The organism is Candidatus Dormiibacterota bacterium (assembly GCA_036495095.1).
GTDB lineage: Bacteria > Chloroflexota > Dormibacteria > Aeolococcales > Aeolococcaceae > CF-96.
In genome coordinates this window covers 1-21,371 of record DASXNK010000014.1, presented here as the reverse complement: position 1 = coordinate 21,371, position 21,371 = coordinate 1, and the positions used below count along the sequence as shown (strand labels likewise).

The following is a 21,371-nucleotide window of genomic DNA, read 5'->3' as shown; positions in this document are numbered from 1 at the left end:
GCGGCGGGGGCCGGGCCCCCGCCGCCACGCGCGGCTACCCCCGGACCACCCCCACGAAGCCGCCGGGGAACCCCATGTCCACCGCCCGGCCGGGGGCGGTCAGGTCGACGTAGGCGAGCTCGTCGCCCCGGGTGTTGCCGATCAGCAGGTCGGGGGCGAGCCACCCCGACGGGGTGAACCCGGGGGCGAGGTCGACGGTGGACCCGTCCCACGACTGCACCGCGCTGCGGCCGCCGCCGAGGCGGTAGGCGAGCCGGCGGCCGTCGGGGGAGAGGCGGGGGCCGCCGCCGGTGTGGGTGAAGCGGTGAACCAGTGAGCCGTCGGGGCGGCGGAGCGTGGTGGTCGCGCCGATCGCGTCGTGGCAGAGGAGGGTTCCGTCCGGCGCCTCGGAGGAGGCTCCGCAGGCCGGTCCTCCCAGCGGCGGCCCGGCGAGCCCGTGGCCGTCGAGGTGGGCGGGATGGCCCTGCCAGAGCCCGCCGCCGTCGTCCTGGGCCTGGGCGGCGAGGCCGTCGGCGAGCGCCACCGGGCCGATCGCGTCCCAGCCGGCGACCTGGAGCAGGCGCGGCGCCGTGCCCGGCTCGCTGGCGGGCACGTCGATGCTCCGCACCGTGACCGTGGGCCCGCCCGCGGAGGCGGCCTCGACGTCCACGTGCCAGGGCTCGACGGTGAGCACCGTGGCCATCAGCCGCGCGCCGTCGGGGCTGACCACGACCGCGACCGCCTGCTGGTCGGAGCTGATCGGGAAGGTCGCCACCGTGGCCGGGTCGCCGCCCCCGGGCGTGAGCCGGCGCACCACCCCGAGCCCGTCGGTGTAGTAGACGGCGCCGCCGGCCACCCGGGCCTCGGGCTGGAGCACCGTGGTGAGGCCTCCGGGGGTGGGCACCGCCCGCTCGGTGAAGCCGGCCCTGGCCCGGGCCCGGCCGTCGAGCCCGACGATCGCGACCAGGTTGGGCGTGCTCGCCCCGCCGCGCCGCTCGAGCACGGCGACCAGCATCTCGGAGCGGGGCCCGGGGGAGGCGGCGGGCTGCGGCGGCGCCGGGCTGCGGGTGGCCACCACCAGCGTGGCCGGGGGGCCGGCGCCGCAGCCGGCGAGGGTCAGCAGTGCGCCGAGCACGGCGCCGGCCCTCACCGCCGGCCGCCGGGGATCCGCGCCGTGGGCTCGGTGATCCACCCCGCGACGATATCGCGGCCACCCGGCGGCCCGTCTCGGCGCCCGGCCGTGGTCATTGACGGTTTCCAACGGAGGGGTGAGAACCGCCTGCACGCCTCGATCGGGGCTATCGGGACGATCGTGGGGTGTTGACTGTCGGCCCGCCGCGTCGTACGTTCGCCCCTGTCTCGAGGAGGGCCCGCGGCGTTGACGTGCCCGGCGGGCGGCGGTGAGCCGCCGCGCGTGCCCGACGCCTCCTCGAGCCGGCATGCCAGCAGACGGCGAGACCGTCGACCCGAGGATGGGACTGAGACCCCGAGGTGACCCTCTACAGCTCCGACGACCGGCCCCTCCGGGCACCCGCGACCAGGCAGCAGCAGGACGTGGTCGGCCGCGCCGCCAACGGCCGTCGCCCGGTGGTGGTGCCGGTGGCTCCCGAGGTCGACGTCGACGCCGCCGCCGTCGAGGACGAGGCGCTGCCGCTCCGAGCCGCGGCGCCCAGCGCTCCTCGGCGCGCGCCGGCGCCGGCACCCACCCCGCCCCCGCCCCCGGTCGCGATCGAGGAGCCGCCCCCGCCCGTGCTCGAGCCCGCCCCGGCGCCGGTCGGGCCGCCTCCGCCGGTGCGGCCGCGGGAGCCGGAGACGGTCCGGGTCGATCCCGGGGGCATCGTCGACGCCTTCGCGGCGCGCTCGACGCCCCCGTCCGCACCCGCCGCGGCGCCCGCCCGCGAGCTCCCGCAGGCTCCTCGCGCCGCCGTCGACTTCGCCGCCGAGAGCTTCCTCAAGCCGGCGGCGATGCCTCCCGCCGCGGGCTGGCGGAGGGCGGTCTGGCAGGCCAGCGGCCACCGCTACATCCCGCCGCTCTCGCGCAACGAGCAGCGGCGCCAGGCGGTGACGCTGCGGGCGCGGGCGTCGGTGAGCACCCCGACGGTGATCGCCAGCGCCGCCGGCAAGGGCGGGGTGGGCAAGACCACCGTCGCCCTCGGCGCCTCGGTGGCGGCCGCGCTGGTGCGCGCCGACCGGCTCGCGGTCATCGACGCCAACCCCGACGCCGGCTCGCTGGCGGGGCGCGTCTCCCCCCAACCGCCGCCGGCGACGATCACCGACCTGCTCGCCAACGCCGGCTCGATCACCCGGGCGGCGGAGGCATGGCGCTACCTGATCCAGCACCCGTCCCGCCTCGACGTGCTCGCCGCCCCCCTCGACCCGGCGGTGACCCGCCAGCTCGGCGAGGCCGAGTACAGCCGCGCCCTCGAGGTGCTCACCCGCTTCTACAGCATCATCTACGCCGACCTCGGCACCGCCCTGCTCGGCCCGGCGACCTCGTACTTCCTGCGCCGCCGCGCCGACCAGGTGATCCTGGTCAGCGCCCCCAGCCTCGACGCCGGCCGCATCGCCGGCTTCACCCTCGACCACCTGGTGGTGGCCCGCGGCGCCGACTGGTGCCGCCGCCACGTGATCGTGGTGGTCAACGCGGTCCGCAACGACACCCTGGTCGACGTGCGCCGGCTCGAGGAGTTCTTCGCCCCCCACGTGCGCGCCACCCACCGGGTGGCCTGGGACCGCCACCTCGCCGCCGGCGGCACCCTCCAGTGGGACCTGCTCGAGCACCGCACCCGCGACTGCTACCTGGAACTCGCAGCCCTCATCGCGGACGGCTTCACCGAGGGCCGTGCCGCATCGACTCCAGAGGAACACCCATGATCCTCGGCGACGTGACCAAGGTCGACGTCAACCCCAGCTGGGACGGCTTCCCCGAACCGGTGCGCAACGCCATCAACCACGTCGGGGGGAACCTTGCGGCGCTGGTCATCCTCGCCGCCGGGGTGGCCCTCGCCGCCGGGGTGCTGATGACCCTGGTGGGCTCGGCCAGCCACAACGTGATGGTCGCGCAGCGGGGCAAGGCGACCACCTTCATGGCGGTGGTGTCGGGAGCCCTGCTCTACGCCGCGGCGGCGATCGCGAACTCGCTCACCGGGTTGTTCGGCCACTGATGAGGCCGGTCCCGGCCACGCGCCGTCACCTCGCGGCCGTGGTCCTCGCCGCCCTGCTCGCCACCGTGGCGGCGCTGTGCACCGGCCCTGCGCAGGCGGTGCGTGCGGACGACATCAGCTGCACCTGGGGCTGGCCGACGACGCACTGCACCGTCACCCAGACCGACGGCTCGTCCGCGCCGCCCCCCGCGAGCCCCGGAGCCGCCGCGCCGAAGCGTCCCGGGGTGCTCCACCGGATGCTCCATCCCGCCCCGGTCGGGGGACCCGCGCTCGCCCCCGGGCCGGTCCAGCCGCCCCCGGTGGCGGCGCCCGACATGGCCCCGGCGGCCGCGCCCCAGCCGCTGCCGGCGATGGCGCCGCCGCCGCCCGCGTCCTCGCCCAGCCTGGCCCGCCGCACCGCCGGCTACGTCGCCCACGGCGCCCTCGACCACGTCCAGAGCTTCCTCGTCGACGGGGTGGTCACCACCCTCGGCTGGCTCAAGCAGTCGCTGCTCTCGCCCAGCCTCGAGCCCAACTGGCACGTGGTCAACCCCGCCTACAGCGAGATGACCGCGCTCGCCCTCGGCCTGGTGGTGGCGTTCGTCGCGCTCGCCCTGCTCGAGCACATGGCGGGAGGCATCCGTGGCGCCGGACCGGCGGTGCTGAGCCGGCTGATCGCCGCGGTGATGGTCGCGCTCGCCGGCCTGCCCCTGGTCGCCTGGTTCGTCCAGGGCGTCGACGCCATCGCCGGCCTCTGGGCGACGAGCATGGGCTCGGCGAGCACCCAGGTGATCGACCGGCTCACCCAGATGCTCGAGAGCCACTCCAGCGGCGGCGTGCCCGAGGCGGCGGCGATCGCCGTGCTCGCGCTCTTCGCGCTGATCACCACCCTGCTGGTGGTGGCCTGGCTGGTGCTCCGGCTGGTGCTCGTCCAGGCGCTCGTGGTCTTCCTGCCGCTGGTCGCGGTGATGGCGATCTACCCGCGCACCGCGGGGGCGGCGAAGCGCATGGGCGAGTACCTCGCCTCGCTGATCCTCACCAAGCTGGCGATGGTGATCTTCCTCTCGGTGGGCTTCCAGATCCTCGCCTTCGGCCTCCAGGGAGTGCCCGACTGGCTGGCGATCACCTCGGCGACCGTGCTTCTCGGCATGGTCGCCTTCACCCCGTGGGCGCTGCTCCGCGGCATCCACCTCGCCGAGATGGAGACGATGGGCCTGGTGCGCCGCCGGGCGGCCACCCACGGGCCGGCGAGCGCCATGGGCGGGGCCGGGGACGCCGCCGCCGGCAGTGTCGCCTGGGGCATCGGCCAGATGCACCGCCGCGATGCCGAGGAGGGCAGCCGCCCCCGGGCCCCGCGGCTGACCGCGCCCGCGGTCTACCGTCCCCAGCCGGAGCGCAGCCGTCCCCCCGAGCCCGCCGGGGTGACCCCGCAGGAGTCGGGGGCGGCGGCGGCGGGACACCGGCCGCCGGTTCCGGTCGGCGGCGCCGTGCCCACCCCCACCCGGGTGGCCGCGCCGGCGATGGCGCCGCTCGAGCACCCCCCGGCGACCGACGGGCCGCGCAACCCGGCGCCGCCGCCGCTGCGCCCGCGCGTCCAGCCGGGCTCGTGAAGGGAGTGCGGAGATGAGCGTCGAGACCGCCGAGGGGAGCGGGACCGAGACCTCCGCCCCGCGCTTCGTCTTCCCCGCCCACCACTCCCCGGGGGTCTTCCTCGGCATCCGGTTCCCCCAGCTCGCGGTGATGATCGGCGGGCTGGTGCTCGGGCTGCTCAGCCTGCACTTCGTGCCCCGCGCGCTGGGGGCGGTGGTGGTCTGCGGCTGGTGCGTCGGCGCGGCGGTGCTCGCCCTGGTGCCGATCAACGGTCACCACGTCGACGACTGGGCGCTGATCCTCGCCGGCTACGCCACCCGCACCCGGACGACCCGGCGGCGTGGCGACCCCCGGACCATCGGCCACGTCCTCCCCGAGGTGGCGCTGCTCACCCTCGAACGCGGCGGCCGCCGCTACGGCATCCTCCGCGAGCAGCAGGCCGCGGGCGAGGTCACCTACTGCGCGCTGATGCAGCTCGGGGCGATGCCCTTCGTGCTGCGCTCGGTCGAGGAGCGGGTGAACCAGCTCAACCGCTGGGGCCTGGTGCTCGGCAGCCTGGTCCGCGAGCACTCGGCGCTCTCGCGCATCCAGCTCCTCCACCGCACCGCGCCGGGCGCCGCCCGCGACAACCGCAGCTGGTTCGCCCGCCACGCCGACCCCGGGTCGCCCTTCTTCGACGAGGCGCTGGCCGAGCAGATCGACCGCCGGCCGCCGACCGAGCACGAGAACTTCGTGGTCGTGCAGGTCTCGCTCACCCGCATCGGCCGCCGGCAGGCGGCCCGCCGCGGCGGGGGTGACGTCGACATGGGCGCGATGAGCATCCTCGCCGCCGAGGTGGAGCGGTTGAAGGCCGAGCTCCACGAGATCCTCCCCGGGGCGGCGGTGCTCAGCCCGGGCGGCGTGGCCGCGGTGGTGCGCAACGCCTACGACCCCGAGGCGCGGCGCTTCCACGACGGCCACGAGGTCAGCTGGGACTCGGTGAGCCCCTCCTACGAGCGCGAGACCGCGACCCACTACGAGGCGCAGCAGTACTGCCACGTCAGCTTCGCGGTGCGCCACTTCCCCCGGCTGCCGGTCGACTGCGGCTTCCAGATCCCCCTCATCCTCGAGGCCCGGGCGGCGCACTGCTACAGCATCGTGCTCCAGCCCGTGCCCCCCAGCAAGGCGCTCCGCGCCGCCGAGTCGGCGCGCACCGCCGACCTCGGCGACGCCCAGATGCGGGCGTCCCGCGGCTTCATCGAGACCGCCACCCGGCGCAACCAGCGGATGGGCATCGAGCGCCGCGAGCAGGAGCTCGCCGAGGGGCACCGCGAGTTCGTCTACGCCGGGTACATCACCGTCTCCGCCGAGGGCCCGGAGGCGCTCGAGGCGGCGATCGCCGACGTCGAGGACTGCGCGCTGCGCTCCCACCTCGACCTCCAGCGGCTGGTGGGCGAGCAGGGTCCCGCCTTCACCTTCACCCTGCCGCTCTGCCGGGGCCTCTGATGGACGCGCTCTCCACCCGCGTACCACCGCCGCGGCGGGTGGCGCACCGCGCCACCACCGCCAGCCTGCAGGCGCTGCTGCCGTTCATCGCCGAGTCGAGCCTGGGCTCGGCCGGGGTGTACATCGGCACCGACGCCTTCAGCCGCTCCCCCTTCTACTACGACCCCATCCGCATGTACCTCGACGGGGTGATCGGCGACCCGAACATCCTGGTCATCGGCCGGCTCGGCTACGGCAAGTCGGCGCTGATGAAGGCGCTCTCGCGGCGGCTCAACGTGGTCGGCTACTCGACCATCTACCTCGACCCCAAGGGCGAGACCACCCCGCTGGCCCGCGCCTTCGGGGTCGAGCCGCTGCGGCTCGCCACCGGCGGGGCGCTGCGCCTCAACCCGCTCGACGAGAAGCTGACCTCGGCCACCGGCCTCGACCCCACCCGCGAGCGCGAGCTGCTGATGCGCGCGGTGCTCCCGGTGATGCTGGAGCGGCCGCTCAAGCCCGCCGAGCTGCGCATCGTCAGCGAGGTGGTGCGCGAGGTGGTCGAGAGCTGCCCGAACCCGACCCTGCGTGACGTGCACACCGGGCTCGCCGCTCGCGGCGCGGTGACCTGCGACCCCGCCGACGCGCTCTGGGACTACATCCACGGCCCGGCCGGCGCCCTCTTCGACGCGCCCACCTCGGCGGGTGTCGACCTCAACGCCCCGCTCCTCGCCCTCAACCTGCGCCGGCTGACCCAGACCCTCACCGCCGAGAAGCAGCGGCTGGTCACCCTCGCGCTCGCGGCGGCCTGGCTCTTCGCGATCGTCTCCCGGCGCCCCGGCTACAAGCTCTTCGTCGCCGACGAGGCGTGGTTCATGCTCCGCCACCGAGCTGCGGCGGAGTGGTTCCAGGCGCAGTGGAAGCTGTGCCGGGCCACCTCGACCGCCAACGTCGCCGTGCTCCACCGCCTCAGCGACCTCGAGGCCGCCGACGGCACCATGGCGAGCGTCCGGGGCCTGCTCTCCGACTGCGCCACCAAGGTGATCTTCAACCAGGAGCCGGGTGAGATCCCGCTCCTCCAGAAGCACCTCGGCCTCAGCTCGACCGAGGTCGAGTATGTCCGCAGCCTGGGCCGCGCCTGGGCGCTGTGGCGGGTCGGCGAGCGCTCCTTCGTGGTCAAGCTCGACGTGCAGCCGGCGGAGTGGGCGATCGTCGACACCGACGGGGCGATGCGCGGCGAGGTGCTCGACGGCCCGGAGGACTGATGCGCCGGAAGAAGAAGAACGGCGTCCGCCGGGCGGTGATGCTGCTGATGCTCGTCTCCGGCCTGGGGGTGACGGGCATCGCCCTGATGGCCGCCTACGACGATGCCCACAGCACCGCCGCGAGCGCCCCCCTCAGCGGCGGTCCGCCCCACAACCCGCTGCCGCCGCCGCTGATGCTCGCCCACTTCCAGCGCGCCGCCGACGCCCATCACGTCCCCCTCAGCCTGCTCCTCGCCGTCGGCGCCACCGAGAGCGGCTACAACGCCGACGCCCGCAGCTCGGCGGGGGCGCTGGGGGTGATGCAGATGATGCCCGCCACCTTCGCCGCCTACGCCCCCGCGGGCGCCCAGGCGGCGGACATCTGGAAGCCCGAGGTCGAGATCGACGCCGCCGCCGCGATGCTCGCCGCCGACGGGGTGAGCGCCGGCGACCCCGGCCGGGCGCTGCTCGCCTACAACCACGACCCCGCCTACGTCGCCCAGGTGGAGGCCCGGCAGGCCGCCTACCAGGAGTGGATCGACGACGGCCGCCCCGGACCCGACGCGGCCCTGCCCTGGCCGGTGATCGCCGGCATGACCCAGCCCTTCGGCTGCACCGGCGTCGGCCTCGAGCCCTCCCGCGGCGGCTGCCCCCACTTCCACACCGGCATCGACCTGGGCGCCCCCGGCGGCACCGCCGTCGGCGCCGCCTGCCCCGGCACGGTCACCCAGGCGGTCGACGACTCCACCGGCTTCGGCATCCACGTCGTGATCTCCTGCGACCTCCCCGGCGTCGACTACAGCACCCTCTACGGGCACCTCTCCAGCCGCGTCGTCGAGGCCGGCGACCGGGTGACGCTCGGGCAGGTCATCGGCTACTCCGGCTCGACCGGCAACTCCTCCGGCCCCCACCTCCACTTCGAGGTCGACACCCCCACCGGTCCCGCGGATCCGATGAACTATCTGGAGCCTCTCAGCTTCCCCGGTTGAGCGACTACAGGCTCTCGACCTTCTCCACCAGCCAGTTGCCGCCGGTGTGGGTCAGGGTGAGGCGGAGGCGGGTGCGGTCGATGTGGGGGGTGGTGCTGTTGCTGCTGCGGCCGGTCTGGTCGGCGAAGACGACGACGGTGGCCCTGTCGGCGGTGGCGTCGGCGACGCCGGTCGCGTCGACCTTGCCCGTGGAGACCACCTGGTACTTCGTGATCAGCGCCTTGAGGTCCTTGCTCGTCTTGGTGAAGTTGGCCCTGAAGGTGCCGGTGGCATGGTCGACGACCACGCCGAAGTCCCTGTCGACGTGGTGGTAGTCGTAGGTGAGCAGCTCGCTCGCGAAGCTGCTGGCGGCGGCGGAGGCTCCGGCGCGCGCCTCGCTCACCGCGTCCGCGTTGTGGAGGCGGATCATGGTGGCGAGCAGGGCGGCGAGGAGCAGCACCACCCCGACGCCGCTGACGATCAGGCCGTACTTCAGCCCCCCGCTGAGAAGCTTCGGGGAGGGGGCGGGGGCGGCGCTGGAGGACGGGGCGGCCCCGGGGGCCGGCGGCGTCCAGCCGGGTGGGGTGACCGGCTCCGCGGTCTCCGCGTCGGTGTCGAAGCTCATGGGGCGGTGACCTCCTCGGGAGGGGATGGCGGTGTCGTGGCCGACCAGCCTACACATCGCGCAGAAGTCCCGGCGGGGGAGGTCGCGTGCGGGCGGATCGGGCCGCGAGCGCGATCGCGCCTACATGAGCTCCGCCATGAGGCGGTCGAAGTCGTCCCGGCCGATGCGCAGCTCGGCCTCGCCGAGGTCGCGCAGGGGGCGCTCGGCGAGCCGCTCCCGGGTGGCGAAGTCCCGGGCGTGCTCGTCGACGTAGAGCAGGCCGGTGACCAGCTGCCCGCGGGCGCGGCTCTCCTCGAGCAGCCGGATGGCGCCGACCCGGTCGGTGGCGTCGTGGTCCTCGGAGAGCTTGCTGAGCACCAGGGTGGACCCGTCGTACAGCTCGACCTCCTGCACCTGGTCGGGCTCGTAGTCGACCCGGATCTCCTCGTAGTAGGGGATGAAGGAGAGGTCGTGGAGGCCGGCGTCGTTGTCCTTGATCCAGCTGTAGCTCCGGGTCGAGCCCACGTGGTCGTTGAAGGTCACGCAGGGCGAGATGATGTCGATGAGGGCGGTGCCGCGGTGGGCCACCGCCGCCTTGATCAGCGGCACCAGCTGGCGGCCGTCGCCGGAGAACGAGCGGGCCACGAAGGTGGTGCCCACGGCGAGTGCGACGGCGCAGGGGTCGATCGGCTGGTAGTGGTTGACGGTGCCCCGCTTGTGCACCGACTCGATGTCGGCGGTGGCCGAGAACTGTCCCTTGGTCAGGCCGTAGGTGCCGTTGTCCTCGATGAGGTAGGTGCAGTCGAGGTTGCGGCGCATCAGGTGCATGAACTGCCCCAGCCCGATGCTGGCGCTGTCGCCGTCGCCTGACACCCCGAGCAGCACCAGCTCGCGGTCGGCGAGCCCGGCGCCGGTGGCGATCGCGGGCATGCGCCCGTGGAGGCCGTTGAAGCCGTGGGCCTGGTCGACGAAGTAGGCCGGGGTCTTCGAGGAGCAGCCGATGCCGCTGAGCTTGGCGAGGCGGTGGGGCTCGACTCCCAGGTCGTGGAGCGCCTTGACGATGTGGTTGGTGATCGAGTTGTGGCCGCAGCCCGCGCACAGCGTCGAGGCGGCGCCCTTGTAGGCCTCGCGGGCGAGGCCGATCCGGTTGAGGGCGAGAGCTGACATCTAGACGGCGACTGCCTCCAGCTCGAGCAGGGGTTCGGTGATCGCGCCGGCGGCCAGGGGCTGGCCGTCGTAGTGGCGGATGGAGCGGAGCCGGCCGGCCAGCTCGGCGGGCAGGCCGTCGCGGAGGATGCCGAGCAGCTGGCCGTCGCGGTTCTGCTCGACGACGTAGACCCGCTCGTGGGCGGCGACGAACTCGGCGACCTGCGGTGCCAGGGGGAGCGCCCGCAGCCGCAGGTAGTCGAGCCGCAGGCCGCGGGCGGCGAGCAGGTCACGCGCCTCGACCACGGCGTGGTGGCTGCTGCCGTAGGCGATCACTCCCAGCGGCGCGCCGCCGGACACGACCACCGGGGCGGGCACCAGGGCGTGGGCGCCGTCGTGCTTGCGCGCGAGCCGGTCGATGGTCTGCAGGTACGCCTCCGGGCTCTCGGTGTACCGGGCCTCGTCGTCATGGCCCGAGCCGCGGGTGAGGTAGCCGGCGCTGGCGTGCCGGGTGCCCGGCAGGGTGCGGTAGGGGATGCCGTCGCCGTCGACGTCGCGGTAGCGCGCCCACCTCCCCTCCAGCTCCTCGAGGTCGTCGGCGGTCAGCACCTTGCCGCGGTCGAAGGGCCTCTCGGGGTAGGCGAACGGCCGCGACATCCACAGATTCATGCCGAGGTCGAGGTCGCTGAGCACGAACACCGGGGTCTGGAGACGGTCGGCGAGGTCGAAGGCCTGCTGGGCCATCTCGTAGCACTCCTCCACGGTGCCGGGGAGCAGCACCGGGTGGCGGGTGTCGCCGTGCCCGAGCCGGTGGACGAAGGCGAGGTCGCCCTGCGAGGTGCGGGTGGGCAGCCCGGTCGAGGGCCCCAGCCGCTGGATGTCGAAGATCACCACCGGCACCTCGGCATAGAACGCCAGCCCGGTGAACTCGGCCATCAGCGAGATCCCCGGCCCGCTGGTGGCGGTCATCGCCCGCGCCCCCGCCCAGCCCGCCCCGATCGCCATGCCCACCGCGGCGAGCTCGTCCTCGGCCTGCACCACGGCGATGCGGCGCTCGCCCGTCACCGGGTCGGTGCGGAAGCGCTCGGCGTAGGTGATCAGGCTCTCGCACAGGCTGGAGGAGGGGGTGATCGGGTACCAGGCGGTGACCGTGCAGCCGCCCATCACGCAGCCCAGCGCGGCCGCCTGGTTGCCGTCGACGAGCACCATCCCGTCGGTGCCACCCTCGACCGTCCGCAGCGCATGGCCGATCCGGCGGCCGGCGAAGTGCTCCTCCCAGTACTCGTGACCCACCCGGGCGGCGGCGATGTTCGGCGCCCAGGCCCGCGGCTTCGACTGCAGGGTGCGCTCGATCCCCGCGACCACGTTGTCGAGGGGAATGCCGAGCAGGCCCGCCACCACCCCGACGTAGATCATGTTGGTGAGCTGCTTGCGCAGCGCGTCGCTGACGATCCGCGCCCTCGCCAGCCGCGCGAAGGGCACCGGGAAGTACTCGACGTCGTCGCGCTGGCCGGCGCTGGGGAGGACCTCGTCGTGGACCACCGCGCCCCCGGGCCGGACCGCGGCGAGGTCGCGCAGCCAGGTCTGCGGGTTGCGCGCCACCAGCAGGTCGGGACCGCCGCCCCGTGCCTGGTAGCCGCGGGCGCTGACCCGGAGGTCGTACCAGGTGGGCAGTCCCTCGATGTTCGAGGGGAAGACGTTCTTCGGCGCCACCGGCACGCCCATCGAGAAGATCGCCCGGGTGAGCACCAGGTTGGCCGACTGGCTGCCCGATCCGTTGACGGTGGCGGCGAGGATGGTGAGGTCGTTGACGGTCTGGTCCACGGGCATCCGGAGTCGGGGTGGTGGGGGACGGTGCCTCCCCCGTGTGGGGGATCAGTCTACCCCCACACCGCGCAATCGCGTAGTCCCGGGATCGGGCCACGGGCCGTCAGTGGTGGCTGGCCAGGTACTGCCCGAACCCGGTCAGGGTGGTGCCGTAGCGGCCGGTGTCGGCGGCGCGGATGGCGAGCCCGTTGGTGTCGTTCATCGGCGCCGGGGAGGTCCAGCAGAGGCCGCTCGCCTCGTCGCGGCTGCGCGCCTCCTCGAAGGCGGCGTCGAGCGCGGCGGGCGGGTGCTTGACCCCGAGGAACTCCTGCAGCTCGGTGCCGGTGTACTGCCAGAGCATGTCGACGGTGCCGTCGCGCAGCGCCCGGTCGATGGCGGGGTCGGCGGCGTGCACGCTGTCGTCGACGGTGTAGCCGTGGCGGGCCAGCACCAGCCGGGTCATGGCGGCGAGCAGCTCCTCCTCGGCGAAGGGCTTGCTGCCGATCTTCAGCTGGGCGCCGCCGCCGTCGACCGCCAGCGCGCTCACCGGGCAGGCCGCGCTGCCCGCCCCCGCGGCCGCCGGCGCGGCGTCGAGGAGGCCGTTCTGCTGCAGCCACTGCTGGGCAACCTCGTTCACCGCCCGCTTGTCGAGCTCCACCGCGCGGTTCAGCCTGGTGATCTCGTCGGTGGTGATCCGGGCGGCGACCGGCGCCATGATCGCGGCGATGCCGGGGTGCTTCTGCAGGACCGCGGAGCGGACGATCAGCCCCACGTTGTCGGGGGGGAAGAGGCCCCTGTCGTCCCTGAGCACCACCAGGTTGTCGGCGGCGATCGCCGAGTCGGTGGTGAACACCTCGCCGGCGGCGCACTGGCCGCTGGCGATGCCCGCCTCGGCGGTGCTGCCGATGTCCTTGTAGGTGGCGGTGGCGAAGGCGGGGTTGTAGGTGCGGGCCAGGCCGGGCACGCCGTCGGCCCGGGTGCGGAACTCGGACATGATGCAGATCACCGGCGCTCCGGCGGCGGCGCCGCTGCTGCTGCTCGCGCCGCTCCCCCCGCAGCCGGGGACGAGCACCGAGGCCGTGGTCAGCGCGGCGAGCGCGAGGGGGCGTCTCATCTCATCCGTCCTCCCAGGTGGGGACCACGGCGCGCTCGACCAGGCTCAGCAGCCAGTCGGCGAGCAGCGCCAGCGCCGCCACCAGGACGGCGCCGACCACGACGATACGCGAGGCGGGCTCCAGGCCGGCGGCGGTCAGCCCCGACTCGATCACGTCGCCGAGCCCGCCGCCGCCGACGAAGTTGCCGAGGGTGGCGGTGCCGACCACCAGGACGAGGGCGGTCCGCAGCCCGGCGAAGACCACCGGTGAGGCCAGCGGCAGCTCGACCCGGAGCAGCACCTGGGCGGGGCTCATCCCCATGCCTCGGGCCGCCTCGACGGCGTCGGGGTCGACCCCCTGGAGGCCGGCCATGGTGTTGCGCAGGATCGGCAGCACCGCATAGACCACGAGGGCGATCACCGTGGTGCGGAAGGTGAACCCGGTCACCGTGAACACCAGGGCGAGCAGGGCGATGCTGGGGATCGCCTGGCCGAGGTTGGCGGCGAGCAGCACCGGCAGCCGCACTCCCCGTCCGGCGCGCGCCGCCACCACGCCGAGGGGCAGGGCGATGGCGACGGCGATCAGGAAGGAGACGACGGTGAGCTCGACGTGCTGGGTCAGCCGGGTGCCGATGAAGTCGGGGGAGAGCACCGCCGACTCCTCCGGGGGCACGTCGGCGGTGTGCACCCAGAGGTAGAGCAGCAGCAGCGCCGCCCCGACCAGCACCGGGGGGAGCGCGAGCCGCAGCCCGCCCGGCCGCCGGGCCCTCATCGCGCCGCCGCCGCGCGGCGGATCACCTCGGCGTCGACCATGCCGACCACCCGGTCGCCGCTGTCGACCACCGCGGCCCGGCCGTCGGCGGAGCGCAGCACCACCTCGAGGGCGTCGCGGAGGCTGCCCCCGGCTTCCACCCGCTCCGCCGGCACGGTGCCGCCGGCGGAGCGCAGCTCGGCGGCGGCGAGCGGGATCAGCGCCAGCCGGCGCAGGGTGCGGTCGCCGCCGAGGAACCCGGCGACGAACTCCGAGGCGGGGTGGGCGAGGAGCTCGGCGGGGGTCGCCACCTGGGCGAGGCGGCCGCCGGTCTGGAGCAGGATCACCCGGTCGCCGAGCCGCAGCGCCTCGTCGATGTCGTGGGTGACCACGACGATGGTCTTGCGGACCAGCGACTGCACCCGCAGCAGCTCGCCCTGGAGACGCAGCCGGGTGACCGGGTCGAGGGCGCTGAAGGGCTCGTCCATCAGCAGCACCGGGGGGTCGGCACCGAGGGCGCGGGCCACCCCCACCCGCTGCCGCTCGCCGCCGGAGAGCGCTCGCGGCAGCCGCCCGGCGTAGCCGGCGGGGGGCAGCCCCACGAGCTCGAGCAGCTCCTCGACCCGGGCCCGGATGCGCCGCCGGTCCCAGCCGAGCAGGCGGGGCACGGTGGCGATGTTCTCGGCGACGGTGAGGTGGGGGAAGAGCCCCGCCTGCTGGATCACGTAGCCGATCGACCGGCGCAGCTCCTCGACGCCGCGCTCGCGGGTGTCGCGCCCGTCCACCCGGATGGTCCCCGAGGTGGGCTCGACGAGGCGGTTGATCATCCGCAGCGTGGTGGTCTTGCCGCATCCGGAGGGGCCGACCAGCACCGCCATCTCGCCGGCGCCGATCTCCACCGAGAGGTCGTCGACGGCGACCCGGTCGCCGTAGCGCTTGACCACGTGCTCGAGGCTGATCACGCGGTGCGCCCCCGGGAGAGGCCGCGCTCGAGGGCGGCGAGGAGGGCGTCGGCGCTCACCCCGAGGGCGCCCACCAGCAGCGCGCCGGCGAAGATGGCGTCGCGGTCGTTGCCGCGGATGCCCTCGAGCAGCGGCTGGCCGAGGTCGTTGGCGCCCACGGTGGCCCCGACGGTGGCGATCGCCACGACCATCACCGTCGCCTGGCGCAGCCCGGCGACGATCACCGGCAGGGCCAGGGGCAGCTCGACCCGGAGCAGCACCTGTGCCGGGCTCATCCCCATCCCCCGCGCCGCCTCGACCACCGCGGGGTCGACCGCCCCCAGGCCGGTCCGGGTGTTGCGGATGATCGGCAGCAGCGCGTAGAGGGCGAGCCCGAGCTCGACCGCCGGGTTGCCGATCCCCAGCAGGATGGTGAGCATCCCGAAGAGGGCGAAGCTGGGAATGGTGAGGATCACCCCGGCGACGCCGAGGGCCGCCGCCTCGAGCCGGGGCCGGCGCGCCGCCAGCACCCCGGTCGCCAGTCCGGCGACCGATGCCGCCGCCATCGCCACGGCGACGATCTGGAGGTGGGTGAGCAGCTGGGGACGGAGCGTGTCCCAGTGGCTGCCGAGGTAGCGCAGGGTGCTCAGCGCGGGCTCAGCGGGAGAACCACAGGCCGAAGCCCGAGGTGTAGTAGAGGAGCACCACCAGGACCACGGCGCCCCCGGAGAGGCCGATGAACAGCCAGATCAGCACCTGCGAGCGGCGGGAGGGCTCGCTGAGCCGGATCGAGCTGGTGAATCGGCGGGGCGGCGGCGGCTGCTCCCGCTGCGCTCGCTCGTCCTGCTCGCTGTCCATGGCACGCTCGAATGTAGCGCGCCCGTCCGCAGGAGAGTGAGGGTCAGGCGCCGCTGGCGCGCTGCAGCTTGCGGTCCTGAGAGGTGCGGATCGAGGCCACCGGCACGTCGGCGTCCTCGAGCCCCTCGTCGCTGCCGGTGGCGAGGCTGCGGATCAGCCGGCGGACGTCGGTCCAGGCCCGCACCGCGAGCCGGTGCTGCGCCGTGCCCGGCTCCAGCTGGTCGAGGATGTCCACGGCGACGTCGAGGTCCCGGCGGGCGGCGCGCAGGGAGCGCAGCGCCGGGTGCGCCGTGTCGAGCCGGGTCGGCTCCGGGCTGCTCATCGCGGGTCCTCCGGGGGGCCCCGCCGGGCCCTCGGCTGCTGCGCCTCCCCCACCCCCGGGGGAGGGACGCGGTTGCGTCTCCACTTCGACGCGCGACCCCACCGATTTCCTACGCACACCCCCGGCGCCACCCTCGCCCGGGCAGTGGTGCATCATCGGCGCCGCGGACCGGGGGCGCCGCCGTCAGCGTGTGGAGGTCGAACGATGGATCGACGGCGAGGGGGCTCGGGCTGGGTCGCCACCGTGGCGGCGACCGCAGTGCTCGCCGGGTGCGGTGGCGGGGGAGGGGGCGGCGGCGTCACCAACGCACCGACCAGCGTCCCGTCGGGTCCGGCGACGCTCAGCGTCAACGTCGGCGGGGCCGACGCCAGCCATCCCGAGCGCGACTTCCTCGCCTTCTATCCGGCCACCCTGAGCGCCCACGCCGGCGACACCCTCCGGATGGTCAACCCCACCCAGGGGACGCCCCACACGGTGACCTTCGGGGTGGTGCCCGACCACTCCAACCAGCCGCCGCTGATCAACCCGGGCATCGGCTTCACCGCCATCTCCGGCGGCCCCTGCCTCAGCAGCGAGCCGGTGACCTCCACCACCACCGCCTGCCCGGGTGCGCCCGCCGGGGCGCCGCCGCCCGCGCCCGCGGGCACGCCGGCCCCGGTGGTGACCCTTCCCGGCCCCTTCTCCGGACAGCCCTACTACAACAGCGGGATCTTCGTCGGCGGCCAGACCGCGGTCCTGCCGCTGGCCTCCGACCTCAGGCCCGGCGCCTACCGGTTCATCTGCCTGCTCCATCCCACGATGGCGGCGACGCTGACGGTGGTGCCCCAGGGCAGCCCCATCCAGACCGCGACCGCGCTGCGGAGCGCCGCCGACCGCCAGCTCAGCGGCGACAAGGCCGACGCCGCCACCGTCGCCTCGGGGGTGCCCACCACCGCGCCGGGGATCGTCCAGGCCGGTGCCGTGGGCAAGGAGCTGACCCTCAACCAGTTCTTCCCGACCACGGTCAGCATCGCCGCGGGCGACACCGTGACCTGGAGGAACGACGGCTACGAGCCCCACGTCATCGCCCTCGGCCGCCAGCTCACCCCCGAGGACCCGCTGGTCTTCGCGGCCCCGAACCCGCCGCCGGGCAGCGAGTACGCGAGCGGCCTGGCGGTCTCCGGGCTCTTCGGGGGCAGGCCGCTGCCGGCGAGCGGCTACTCGCTGAAGTTCACCACGGCGGGGAGGTACCCCTACACCTGCCCCATCCATCCGGGCATGGCCGGGGTCGTGGAGGTGAGGTGAGCCTGCGGCGGACCCGGCGGTTGCGGTACACCTGAGGGGTGACCGCAGCCGCCGAGTGCGCCACCGCCCTCAAGCGCATCGCCTTCCTGCTGGAGCGCGCCCTCGAGCCCTCCTACCGGGTGCGCGCCTTCCGCCGGGCGGCGGCCACCGTCGAGGGGCTCCCGGAGGGCGAGCTCGACCGCCGGCTCGGGGAGGGCACGCTGCAGCAGCTGCCGGGCGTCGGCGAGGTGATCGCCCGGGTGATCACCGAGGCGGCCGCCGGCGAGGTGCCGGTGTACCTGCGCCGGCTCGAGGCCACCGAGGGCACGCCCGTCGCCACGGCCGGGGCCGAGCTCCGCGCCGTCCTCCGCGGCGACTGCCACGTGCACTCGGACTGGTCGGACGGGGGCAGCCCCATCGACGAGATGGCGGCCGCCGCCCGCGCCCTCGGCCACGAGTACATGGTGCTCACCGACCACTCCCCGCGGCTCAGGGTGGCCCGCGGCCTCACCGCCGAGCGGCTCCGCAAGCAGCTCGAGGTGGTGGCCGAGCTCAACGCCGAGCTCGCCCCCTTCCGGATCCTCACCGGCATCGAGGTCGACATCCTCGACGACGGCTCGCTCGACCAGGAGCCCGACCTGCTCGCCGAGCTCGACCTGGTCGTCGCCAGCGTCCACTCCGAGCTGCGCATGCCCGCCGAGGAGATGACCCGGCGGATGGTGGCGGCGGTGGCCAACCCCCACACCGACGTGCTCGGCCACTGCACCGGACGGCTGGTCAGGGGGAGGGGACGCCCGGAGTCGACCTTCGACCCCGAGGCGGTCTTCGACGCCTGCCGCCGTCACGACGTCGCCGTCGAGATCAACTGCCGCCCCGAGCGGCTCGACCCGCCGAAGCGGCTGCTGCGCCTCGCCGTCGAGGCCGGCTGCCGGTTCTCGATCGACACCGACGCCCATGCGCCCGGCCAGCTCGACTGGCAGATCATCGGCTGCGAACGCGCCGCCGCCTGCGGAGTTGATGCCACGTCGGTCATCAACACGAAGGACGCCGGCGCGCTCGTCGCCTGGGTGGAGGCTCGCTCGGGGCCCCCATCCCCCTAGTCGCCCGTGGATCAGGCGGGCACCACGTCGAGGATGCGGTCGATGGAGCCGTCGGGGACGACGCAGGTCTGGAACTGGGCGACCACGTCGCCCTCGGTGGCCGGGGGCACGCCGTTGGCCGAGCGCCAGTCGCCGCGCACCGACACGACCCGCCACACGTGGGCGGTGGCACCGCCGTCGTAGTAGGTGATGATCGAGCCCACGCCCATGTGCATCAGCGGGGTGAACACGCCGGCGTTGTGGCCGACGAAGTACTGCGGGCCGGGGATGCAGGTGTCGATGGCGGCCATCGCGTGGGTCAGCTCGCTGCGGCCGGAGCAGTCGCTGTAGACGCCGACCGCGGTGTGCAGGGTGCCGTCGCCGCTGGTCAGCTGGTTGCGGAGCACCACCGGCGCGGGGGGCGGGGCGGGCGCTCGCTGGACCACCACCGGCGCGGGCACCCGCACCGGGGCGGAGGCCGCCCGCTGCACCACCGGGACCGGGGTCGGCAGCGGGGTCGGCGCCGGGGTCGGCACCGCGGTCGGGGCGGGGGTGGCCGTGACCGCCTTGACGCTGGCGCGGTCGGTGGCATGGCTCACCGTGGTGACCGCGGACGCGATCAGGCCGGAGGCGGGCGACACCACACCGGCGTGGACGTAGGCAAAGGCACCGGCAAACGAGCCGGCGGCCGCGAGCGCTGTGAACAGCGTGCGCAGGGGCATGGCAGCACTCCGTGCTGTCGGCCCCGATTGGCGACCCTTGGTAACCCGGCGGTCTGCGAGAGATCCGTGGCTTTGCGTCCCCCCCTCGCGGAGGGTTTGCCTTTGTCAGTGGCGCCGACGTCCCGAAGTGTGCCCCGGCGGCGCCGTCACCGGGACCTCCGAGACCCGCTGGTCACCTCGAACCGCCGGTCTGTCACGGGGACCGCGCCGATCACCACAGCGGCTAGGCCGCCGTCACACCGGGTGAGGTCCGGGCCTCCTCAGTGGGCGGCGAGGCGGCGGATCGCCCCGGTGACCCGGCCCACATCGGGAAGGATCGCGGCCTCCTCGGAGGCGTTGTAGGGGAGGTGGCAGTCGTCGGCGCCGATCCGGAGCACCGGGGCGTCGAGCTCGGTGAAGAGCTCCTCGGCGATGAAGGCGGCGATCTCGGCGGCCGGGCCCATGGTGCGGTTGGCCTCGTGCAGGAGCAGCACCTTGCCGGTGCGGGCGACGGTGCGGGCCACCGCCTCGCGGTCGAAGGGCGAGACCGTGCGCAGGTCGACGATCTCCGTCTCCACCCCCTCGGCGGCGCATCGCTCCGCCGCCTCGCGGGCGAGGTGCACACCCATGCCGTAGGTGATCACCGAGACGTCGCCGCCCGCGCGGTCCACCCGGGCGACCCCGATGGGGATGACCTCGGTGTCGCCGGTCACCACCTCGCGGCCGCGGCGGTAGAGCGCCTTGTGCTCGAGGAACACCACCGGGTCGTCGTCGCGGATGGCGGCGCGCAGCAGCCCACCGGCGTCGCCGGGGGTGGCGGGGACCACCACCTTCAGGCCGGGGATGTGCCCGTAGAGCGCCTCGATGCTCTGCGAGTGATAGACGCCGCCGCGCACCCCGCCGCCGCAGGGGGCGCGGAACACCACCGGCACCGACCACGCGCCCACGCTCCGCCAGCGCATCGTCGCCGCCTGGTTGACGATCTGGTCGTAGGCGGGGTGCATGTAGTCGGCGAACTGGAACTCGGCCACCGGTCGCAGCCCCATCATCGCGGCCCCGATCGCCGCCCCGGCGATGGCGATCTCGGAGATCGGCGTGTCCAGCACCCGCACCGGCCCGAACTCCGCCTGGAGCCCGTCGGTGACCTTGAACACCCCGCCCTTGACGCCGACGTCCTGCCCCAGCACCACCACGCTCGGGTCGCGCGCCATCTCCGCGCGCAGGGTGTCGTGGAGCACCTGCACCATCGTCCGGCCCGCCGCCGGCTCAGTCACCGAAGACCCCCGCCCACCCCGCGTAGCGGGCGGGGAGGACGGCGCCACCGTGGGGCGGGTCGCCGGCGTGCAGCCAGCGCCGGGCCCGCTCGGGCGCGGGGTCGGGCATGGCGAGGGCGAGGTCCTCGTCGGCGATCACCTGCTCGCGGGCGGCGCGGACCATCCCCTCGTCCTCGTCGAGGCCGAGCAGCCCGCGCTCGACCAGGGTCTCGCGGAGCCGGGGCAGCGGGTCGGCGGCGGCGGCGGCGGCGCGCTGCGCGTCACTGCGATAGGCGTCGTCGTCCTGCGAGGAGTGCGGGGTGATCCGGGGCACCCGCAGCTCGAGCAGGCTCGGGCCCTCGCCGCCCCGCGCCCGCTCCACCGCGGCGCGGGTGACCGTGTACACGGTCTCGGCGTCGGTGCCGTCGACGCTCACCCCCGGCATGGCGTAGGCGGCGGCGCGGTCGCTGACCCGCTCCACCGGCATCTGCAGGGCGAGCGGCACGCTGATCGCGATGCCGTTGTTCTCGCAGATGAACACCACCGGCAGCCGGTGGACGCCGGCGAGGTTCATCGCCTCGTGGGTCGCGCCCTCGCTGGCGGCGCCGTCGCCGAACCAGCACACCGCGACGCTGTCGTCGCCCCGCACCCGGGCGGCGTAGGCGGCCCCGACCGCGTGGGGGAGGTGGGCGGCGATCGCGCTGGAGACGCTGCCGATCCGCAGGCTCGGGCTGGAGAGGTGCATGGTCAGCTGGCGGCCGCCGGAGTGGGGGTCGGCGGCGCGGGCCAGGGCCCCGAGCAGGATCTCGTACGGGGTCACGCCGAGGGCGAGGCCGACGCCCATGTCGCGGTAGTAGGGCCACGCGGAGTCGTGGCCGCGGCGCAGGGTCGCGGCGCTGGCGATCTGCGCGATCTCGTGCCCGCGGCCGGTGAGCACGAAGCCGGCGCGGCCCTGGCGGGTGAGCAGCCAGAGCTGGTGGTCGAGCGCCCGGGTGAGCACCGCGACCCGGTAGATGCGCAGCAGCAGGTCCTCGCTGATCGGGGAGCCGGCCGGCGCGCTCATGAGCGGCGGATGATAGGCCGCCGTCCCGGTCCGGGGCTCAGCCCGCCGCGGCCCGCGGGCTGTGGCGCTGCGGCGCCGGCGGCAGGGTGTCCTCGGGCCGGTACGC

At 74.8% G+C, this 21,371-nt stretch carries 21 protein-coding genes and 1 riboswitch; of the genes, 8 read left to right on the top strand and 13 right to left on the bottom strand.

Annotation, left to right across the window (positions count from 1 at the left end; translation table 11 throughout):
* Positions 1–34 precede the first annotated feature (34 nt).
* Positions 35–1,171, bottom strand: a complete 1,137-nt coding sequence (locus VGL20_01070) for a hypothetical protein (protein HEY2702258.1) — start codon at positions 1,169–1,171, stop codon at positions 35–37.
* A gap of 299 nt (positions 1,172–1,470) precedes the next feature.
* On the opposite strand from VGL20_01070, the gene VGL20_01065 reads away from it, so the two are divergent.
* From VGL20_01065 to VGL20_01040, 6 genes are read left to right on the top strand one after another with little or no spacing between them, the layout of a single operon-like run.
* Positions 1,471–2,853, top strand: coding sequence for a MinD/ParA family protein (locus VGL20_01065; protein ID HEY2702257.1), 1,383 nt, complete (start codon positions 1,471–1,473; stop codon positions 2,851–2,853).
* Positions 2,850–3,143: a hypothetical protein gene (locus tag VGL20_01060; GenBank protein ID HEY2702256.1), complete on the top strand. Its 294-nt coding sequence runs from the start codon at positions 2,850–2,852 to the stop codon at positions 3,141–3,143. Before VGL20_01065 ends, VGL20_01060 begins: the two co-directional genes overlap by 4 nt.
* Complete coding sequence (locus VGL20_01055) at positions 3,143–4,732, top strand: hypothetical protein (GenBank protein HEY2702255.1); 1,590 nt, start codon at positions 3,143–3,145, stop codon at positions 4,730–4,732. Before VGL20_01060 ends, VGL20_01055 begins: the two co-directional genes overlap by 1 nt.
* Positions 4,733–4,745: 13 nt before the next feature.
* Complete coding sequence (locus VGL20_01050; protein HEY2702254.1) at positions 4,746–6,197, top strand: SCO6880 family protein; 1,452 nt, start codon at positions 4,746–4,748, stop codon at positions 6,195–6,197.
* Positions 6,197–7,438, top strand: a complete 1,242-nt coding sequence (locus VGL20_01045; protein ID HEY2702253.1) for an ATP-binding protein — start codon at positions 6,197–6,199, stop codon at positions 7,436–7,438. The genes VGL20_01050 and VGL20_01045 overlap by 1 nt, the downstream gene beginning before the upstream one ends.
* A complete protein-coding gene (locus VGL20_01040; protein ID HEY2702252.1) occupies positions 7,438–8,406 on the top strand; it encodes a M23 family metallopeptidase in 969 nt (322 codons plus the stop codon). Before VGL20_01045 ends, VGL20_01040 begins: the two co-directional genes overlap by 1 nt.
* Before the next feature lie 4 nt (positions 8,407–8,410).
* Here the strand turns inward: VGL20_01040 and VGL20_01035 are convergent, their stop codons facing one another.
* From VGL20_01035 to VGL20_00995, 9 genes are all read right to left on the bottom strand, one after another.
* A complete protein-coding gene (locus VGL20_01035; protein HEY2702251.1) occupies positions 8,411–9,010 on the bottom strand; it encodes a hypothetical protein in 600 nt (199 codons plus the stop codon).
* Between the two features lie 120 nt (positions 9,011–9,130).
* Positions 9,131–10,156: a 2-oxoacid:ferredoxin oxidoreductase subunit beta gene (locus VGL20_01030; GenBank protein HEY2702250.1), complete on the bottom strand. Its 1,026-nt coding sequence runs from the start codon at positions 10,154–10,156 to the stop codon at positions 9,131–9,133.
* The gene (locus VGL20_01025; GenBank protein ID HEY2702249.1) at positions 10,157–11,965 is read right to left on the bottom strand and encodes a 2-oxoacid:acceptor oxidoreductase subunit alpha; all 1,809 of its coding nucleotides are present in this window, start codon (positions 11,963–11,965) and stop codon (positions 10,157–10,159) included.
* 100 nt (positions 11,966–12,065) lie between these two features.
* The gene (locus VGL20_01020; GenBank protein ID HEY2702248.1) at positions 12,066–13,055 is read right to left on the bottom strand and encodes a glycine betaine ABC transporter substrate-binding protein; all 990 of its coding nucleotides are present in this window, start codon (positions 13,053–13,055) and stop codon (positions 12,066–12,068) included.
* Position 13,056: 1 nt separating this feature from the next.
* Positions 13,057–13,806: an ABC transporter permease gene (locus tag VGL20_01015; protein HEY2702247.1), complete on the bottom strand. Its 750-nt coding sequence runs from the start codon at positions 13,804–13,806 to the stop codon at positions 13,057–13,059.
* A complete protein-coding gene (locus tag VGL20_01010; GenBank protein ID HEY2702246.1) occupies positions 13,803–14,747 on the bottom strand; it encodes an ABC transporter ATP-binding protein in 945 nt (314 codons plus the stop codon). Before VGL20_01010 ends, VGL20_01015 begins: the two co-directional genes overlap by 4 nt.
* Positions 14,744–15,292 (bottom strand): ABC transporter permease, encoded by a 549-nt coding sequence (locus tag VGL20_01005; GenBank protein ID HEY2702245.1) that lies wholly within the window; start codon positions 15,290–15,292, stop codon positions 14,744–14,746. The genes VGL20_01010 and VGL20_01005 overlap by 4 nt, the downstream gene beginning before the upstream one ends.
* A gap of 91 nt (positions 15,293–15,383) precedes the next feature.
* The gene (locus VGL20_01000; GenBank protein HEY2702244.1) at positions 15,384–15,584 is read right to left on the bottom strand and encodes a hypothetical protein; all 201 of its coding nucleotides are present in this window, start codon (positions 15,582–15,584) and stop codon (positions 15,384–15,386) included.
* Positions 15,585–15,627: 43 nt separating this feature from the next.
* The gene (locus VGL20_00995) at positions 15,628–15,906 is read right to left on the bottom strand and encodes a hypothetical protein (GenBank protein HEY2702243.1); all 279 of its coding nucleotides are present in this window, start codon (positions 15,904–15,906) and stop codon (positions 15,628–15,630) included.
* A gap of 204 nt (positions 15,907–16,110) precedes the next feature.
* Here VGL20_00995 and VGL20_00990 point away from each other — a divergent pair, with 204 nt between their 5' ends.
* On the top strand, positions 16,111–17,190 hold the full coding sequence (locus tag VGL20_00990; protein HEY2702242.1) for a plastocyanin/azurin family copper-binding protein: 1,080 nt from the start codon (positions 16,111–16,113) through the stop codon (positions 17,188–17,190).
* Positions 17,191–17,228: 38 nt separating this feature from the next.
* Positions 17,229–18,269, top strand: coding sequence for a PHP domain-containing protein (locus tag VGL20_00985; protein ID HEY2702241.1), 1,041 nt, complete (start codon positions 17,229–17,231; stop codon positions 18,267–18,269).
* A gap of 11 nt (positions 18,270–18,280) precedes the next feature.
* Here VGL20_00985 and VGL20_00980 read toward each other — a convergent pair whose 3' ends face one another.
* The 3 genes from VGL20_00980 to VGL20_00970 form a co-directional block, all read right to left on the bottom strand.
* On the bottom strand, positions 18,281–18,970 hold the full coding sequence (locus tag VGL20_00980) for a hypothetical protein (GenBank protein ID HEY2702240.1): 690 nt from the start codon (positions 18,968–18,970) through the stop codon (positions 18,281–18,283).
* Positions 18,971–19,006: 36 nt separating this feature from the next.
* Positions 19,007–19,081: riboswitch (cyclic di-GMP riboswitch) on the bottom strand.
* Positions 19,082–19,230: 149 nt separating this feature from the next.
* Positions 19,231–20,223, bottom strand: a complete 993-nt coding sequence (locus tag VGL20_00975; GenBank protein ID HEY2702239.1) for a transketolase C-terminal domain-containing protein — start codon at positions 20,221–20,223, stop codon at positions 19,231–19,233.
* The gene (locus VGL20_00970; protein HEY2702238.1) at positions 20,216–21,265 is read right to left on the bottom strand and encodes a thiamine pyrophosphate-dependent dehydrogenase E1 component subunit alpha; all 1,050 of its coding nucleotides are present in this window, start codon (positions 21,263–21,265) and stop codon (positions 20,216–20,218) included. Before VGL20_00970 ends, VGL20_00975 begins: the two co-directional genes overlap by 8 nt.
* Positions 21,266–21,371 lie beyond the last annotated feature (106 nt).

Bases quoted from the DNA above. Each gene is read 5' to 3' on its own strand.
- VGL20_01040 (HEY2702252.1), top strand. From the start codon at position 7,438: ATGCGCCGGAAGAAGAAGAACGGCGTCCGCCGGGCGGTGATGCTGCTG.
- VGL20_01060 (HEY2702256.1), top strand. From the start codon at position 2,850: ATGATCCTCGGCGACGTGACCAAGGTCGACGTCAACCCCAGCTGGGAC.
- VGL20_01020 (HEY2702248.1), bottom strand. From the start codon at position 13,055: ATGAGACGCCCCCTCGCGCTCGCCGCGCTGACCACGGCCTCGGTGCTC.
- VGL20_01030 (HEY2702250.1), bottom strand. From the start codon at position 10,156: ATGTCAGCTCTCGCCCTCAACCGGATCGGCCTCGCCCGCGAGGCCTAC.
- VGL20_01005 (HEY2702245.1), bottom strand. From the start codon at position 15,292: ATGGCGGCGGCATCGGTCGCCGGACTGGCGACCGGGGTGCTGGCGGCG.
- VGL20_01025 (HEY2702249.1), bottom strand. From the start codon at position 11,965: ATGCCCGTGGACCAGACCGTCAACGACCTCACCATCCTCGCCGCCACC.
- VGL20_00970 (HEY2702238.1), bottom strand. From the start codon at position 21,265: ATGAGCGCGCCGGCCGGCTCCCCGATCAGCGAGGACCTGCTGCTGCGC.
- VGL20_01015 (HEY2702247.1), bottom strand. From the start codon at position 13,806: ATGAGGGCCCGGCGGCCGGGCGGGCTGCGGCTCGCGCTCCCCCCGGTG.
- VGL20_01000 (HEY2702244.1), bottom strand. From the start codon at position 15,584: ATGGACAGCGAGCAGGACGAGCGAGCGCAGCGGGAGCAGCCGCCGCCG.
- VGL20_01050 (HEY2702254.1), top strand. From the start codon at position 4,746: ATGAGCGTCGAGACCGCCGAGGGGAGCGGGACCGAGACCTCCGCCCCG.
- VGL20_01055 (HEY2702255.1), top strand. From the start codon at position 3,143: ATGAGGCCGGTCCCGGCCACGCGCCGTCACCTCGCGGCCGTGGTCCTC.
- VGL20_01035 (HEY2702251.1), bottom strand. From the start codon at position 9,010: ATGAGCTTCGACACCGACGCGGAGACCGCGGAGCCGGTCACCCCACCC.
- VGL20_01045 (HEY2702253.1), top strand. From the start codon at position 6,197: ATGGACGCGCTCTCCACCCGCGTACCACCGCCGCGGCGGGTGGCGCAC.
- VGL20_00990 (HEY2702242.1), top strand. From the start codon at position 16,111: ATGGATCGACGGCGAGGGGGCTCGGGCTGGGTCGCCACCGTGGCGGCG.
- VGL20_00995 (HEY2702243.1), bottom strand. From the start codon at position 15,906: ATGAGCAGCCCGGAGCCGACCCGGCTCGACACGGCGCACCCGGCGCTG.
- VGL20_00980 (HEY2702240.1), bottom strand. From the start codon at position 18,970: ATGCCCCTGCGCACGCTGTTCACAGCGCTCGCGGCCGCCGGCTCGTTT.